The 3,376-nt window shown below is 45.5% G+C and carries 4 protein-coding genes; all 4 read left to right on the forward strand.

Annotation, left to right across the window (positions count from 1 at the left end; translation table 11 throughout):
• Positions 1-69: 69 nt before the first annotated feature.
• The 4 genes from VN429_RS07295 (at position 70) to tpiA (ending at position 3,279) form a co-directional block, all read left to right on the forward strand.
• Positions 70-885: a nitroreductase family protein gene (locus tag VN429_RS07295; RefSeq protein ID WP_325631508.1), complete on the forward strand. Its 816-nt coding sequence runs from the start codon at positions 70-72 to the stop codon at positions 883-885.
• Positions 886-897: 12 nt separating this feature from the next.
• Positions 898-1,551, forward strand: coding sequence for a flavodoxin family protein (locus VN429_RS07300; protein ID WP_325631510.1), 654 nt, complete (start codon positions 898-900; stop codon positions 1,549-1,551).
• 138 nt (positions 1,552-1,689) lie between these two features.
• Positions 1,690-2,535 carry an ATP-binding protein gene (locus VN429_RS07305; protein WP_325631512.1) on the forward strand — a complete coding sequence of 282 codons (846 nt, stop codon included), beginning with the start codon at positions 1,690-1,692 and terminating at the stop codon, positions 2,533-2,535.
• Between the two features lie 60 nt (positions 2,536-2,595).
• On the forward strand, positions 2,596-3,279 hold the full coding sequence (gene tpiA / locus VN429_RS07310) for a triose-phosphate isomerase (RefSeq protein ID WP_325631514.1): 684 nt from the start codon (positions 2,596-2,598) through the stop codon (positions 3,277-3,279).
• Positions 3,280-3,376 lie beyond the last annotated feature (97 nt).

The raw sequence follows: 3,376 nt of genomic DNA on the forward strand, positions 1-3,376 counted from the left end.
TATAGTATTACTAAATCTCTTCTGATATCTATAATAGAGTATAATGGAGATTCTTTGAGGAGGACCTTTATGGCAATAATAGTTGAAGATAAGGCCTGTAGCAGATGCGGAGTCTGTGCCGATATATGTCCCATGGGAATCATTCAACCCCCATTAGATGGCACAACCCCTTTTGTTGCTGATTCACAGGCTGGATGGTGTGTGTCATGCGGACAATGTTCTGCTTTCTGTCCTTCTGGAGCACTCACCCTTGAGAAAGATGATGGTTTTACACCTGAACCGGCATGGAACGGGAACGATCTTTCACCAGAACTTATGGTATCATACCTTAAGAGTCGGCGTTCAATAAGAAATTTTAAAAGTGAATCCGTATCCAGAGAGACTATTGAAGCACTACTTGATGTTGCACGGTACGCTGCCTCTGGAGGCAATGGCCAGCCGGTACAATGGCTGGTCATACATGATCCTGAAAAGGTACAGAGAGTTGCCAAAGCTGTCATTGACTGGATGCGGACACTTGTGGGAAGCAACCATCCATTGAGTAAATATGTTCCGCTCCTTATTGCAGGATGGGAGAATGGGGTGGATCCCATCTGTCGGAACGCTCCTCATTTGTTGATCCCCCATATTCCTGAAGAGATACCCATAGCGCATGTTGATGGAATAATTGCTCTTACCCATGTTGACATTGCTGCACCTGCATTTGGGGTCGGGACATGCTGGGGAGGGTTTGTGGCCTTGGCCTCCCAGGAATCATCAGAGATCCGTGAGATCTATGATCTTCCGGTTGGGAGAAAACCGCTATATGCCATGATGTTCGGATACCCGAAATACAGGTCTGCCTCAATTCCAACAAGAAATAAAGCAGTGATTACCTGGCAGTGATGGTGTGTTAACATGGGGAAAAAAATTATTGCAATCAATGGAAGTCCCAGGAAAACCTGGAACACAGCAACACTCCTGCAACATGTACTGGATGGAGCAGCTTCAAAGGGAGCAGAGACTGAACTCGTTCATCTCTATGACTTTGATTTCAAAGGATGTACCAGCTGCTTTGCATGTAAACTAAAGGATGGGAAGAGCTACGGGAGATGTGCCATCAGGGACGATCTGACCCCAGTACTTGATAAAATCAAGGATGTTGATGCCCTCATTCTGGGTTCACCTCTTTACTTTGGGACAGTTACTGGTGAGATGCGTTGTTTTATGGAACGCCTCATGTTTCCGTATATGGTTTATGCTAAACCTCCTCAGTCACTCTTTGAAAGGATGATACCATCCGCTTTTGTGTACACTATGAACGTTTCAGAAAATGCAATCTCTGAATATGGATATGATATTCATTTCAAAACCAATCAATCCATACTTGAGCGGGTATTTGGCTCATGCGAGTCGTTGTTCTCATATGAGACACTGCAATTTGAAGATTATTCAAAGATAGTGTTCAGTTACTGCGATCCTGCTGAAAGAATAGAGAGGAGAAAGACTGTATTTCCCAAAGACTGTGAGAAGGCGTACAATCTGGGTCAGCGGCTAGTACAAACAGGCTGATTATTCTTCCAACAGATTCTACCTGTTTTTCTTAATCCCTTTTTTTATTTCATCAGTACCGCGTTTTACAGTGAGTATAAGTAGAAGATACATGCATTATCCAGTTATTCATGCCATGGGCAGGAACTGGTGCGCATCATGAAACGGAAGATAATTACGATTGATGAAGAAAAATGCACCGGATGTGGACAGTGCATACCTGATTGTCCTGAAGGAGCTTTGCAACTTCTGGATGGAAAGGCACGGCTGATCAGCGACCTCTTCTGTGATGGACTTGGTGCCTGCATCGGGACCTGTCCGGAAGGGGCAATTACAGTAATTGAGCGTGAGGCCGGTGCATACAACGAGAAGGAAGTTATGAAGAATATTGCCCGGCAGGGAGAGGCAGTTATAGGAGCTCATCTTGAGCATCTTGCCGGTCATAATGAGATGAATCTCTATCACCAGGCTCTGTCCTCGCTTGAGGATATGAAGATCCCGGTGCCTGTTCATCGAGGAAATCCTGATCACGCCCAGCATCATCATTCCAATAATCCGGTGGCATCCTGTCCGGGATTGGCAGCTCATACCATAGTTCATGAACAGAAATCAAAACAGACTTCAGTTCATACTGAATCCGAACTTCGGCAGTGGCCTGTACAGCTCAGGCTCCTGAATTCTTTAAACCCATATTTTGATGATGCTCACCTGTTAGTTGCAGCGGATTGTGTCCCATTTGCATATGCAGATTTTCACCTGAAGTTTCTCAAAAACAAAATTTTGATCATTTTCTGTCCAAAACTTGATTCAGATATCGGGGAGTACATCACCAAGCTTGCAGAGATTTTGAAGAGCCACACGATCAGATCCATTACAACAGTGCATATGACAGTCCCTTGTTGCAGCGGCATCAATTATGTGGTAAATGAAGCCCTGAAAATATCTGGAAAAGAGATCCCGATTCAGGATTTCACGATAACCCTGCAGGGAACCATTGCCGAATGATGTGGCTCTGATCTTCTGATCTGTCACGTATTTATACGAACCGGGTTCTAACGTATCGGTATGGCACACCATACAATCAAGTCCCCCGTGGTTCTTGTCAACCTCAAGTGCTATCAGGAGTCGGTGGGTAACGGTGCCCACCGGATAGCACAGGCTGCCCAGGAAGTAGCCGAAGAGAGTGGGGTCTCAATTGCCCTTGCACCGATGTACATGGATATTCACCCCATCAAACATCACTTTGACATTCCCGTTTTTGCCCAGCATGTTGATCCGATATCTCCCGGCGCCCATACCGGACGCATTCCTCTCACTGCGATAAAAACAGCAGGGGCAGTAGGGTCACTGGTAAATCATTCTGAATATCGCCTCACGATTGCAGATATCGAAACAAATGTACAGGCTCTTCGTAATGCAGGGATGATCTCCTGTGTCTGTTCAAATAACATTGCAACAACATCTGCAGTTGCAGCTCTCGGACCGGATTATGTTGCAATCGAGCCACCAGAGTTAATCGGTGGAAAGATTTCTGTTGCCGAGGCAAATCCTGATATTATTACCGGGTCAGTACAGGCAGCATTGAAGGCAAATCCTGATGTAAAAGTGTTGACCGGTGCCGGGATTCACTCAGGAAAATGTGTGAAGACCGCTGTTGATCTTGGAACTGTTGGTGTGCTGCTTGCATCCAGTGTGGTAAAAGCAGAAGATCCCAGTGCAGTGCTGCGGGATCTGGTCTCACTTCTGTGAGACTATTACATTTTAGTTCTGGTAATGCTCGTCTATGGTCAGGAGTACTTCGGTAACCCGAAGTTCCTCGTCATAATAAGGCTGAATGCTATAATAG

It is taken from the genome of Methanospirillum sp. (assembly GCF_035560735.1).
Lineage (GTDB): Archaea > Halobacteriota > Methanomicrobia > Methanomicrobiales > Methanospirillaceae > Methanospirillum.

Excerpts from the sequence above, each read along its gene's own strand:
- VN429_RS07295 (WP_325631508.1), top strand. The coding sequence starts at position 70 with ATGGCAATAATAGTTGAAGATAAGGCCTGTAGCAGATGCGGAGTCTGT.
- VN429_RS07300 (WP_325631510.1), top strand. The coding sequence starts at position 898 with ATGGGGAAAAAAATTATTGCAATCAATGGAAGTCCCAGGAAAACCTGG.
- VN429_RS07305 (WP_325631512.1), top strand. The coding sequence starts at position 1,690 with ATGAAACGGAAGATAATTACGATTGATGAAGAAAAATGCACCGGATGT.
- tpiA (WP_325631514.1), top strand. The coding sequence starts at position 2,596 with ATGGCACACCATACAATCAAGTCCCCCGTGGTTCTTGTCAACCTCAAG.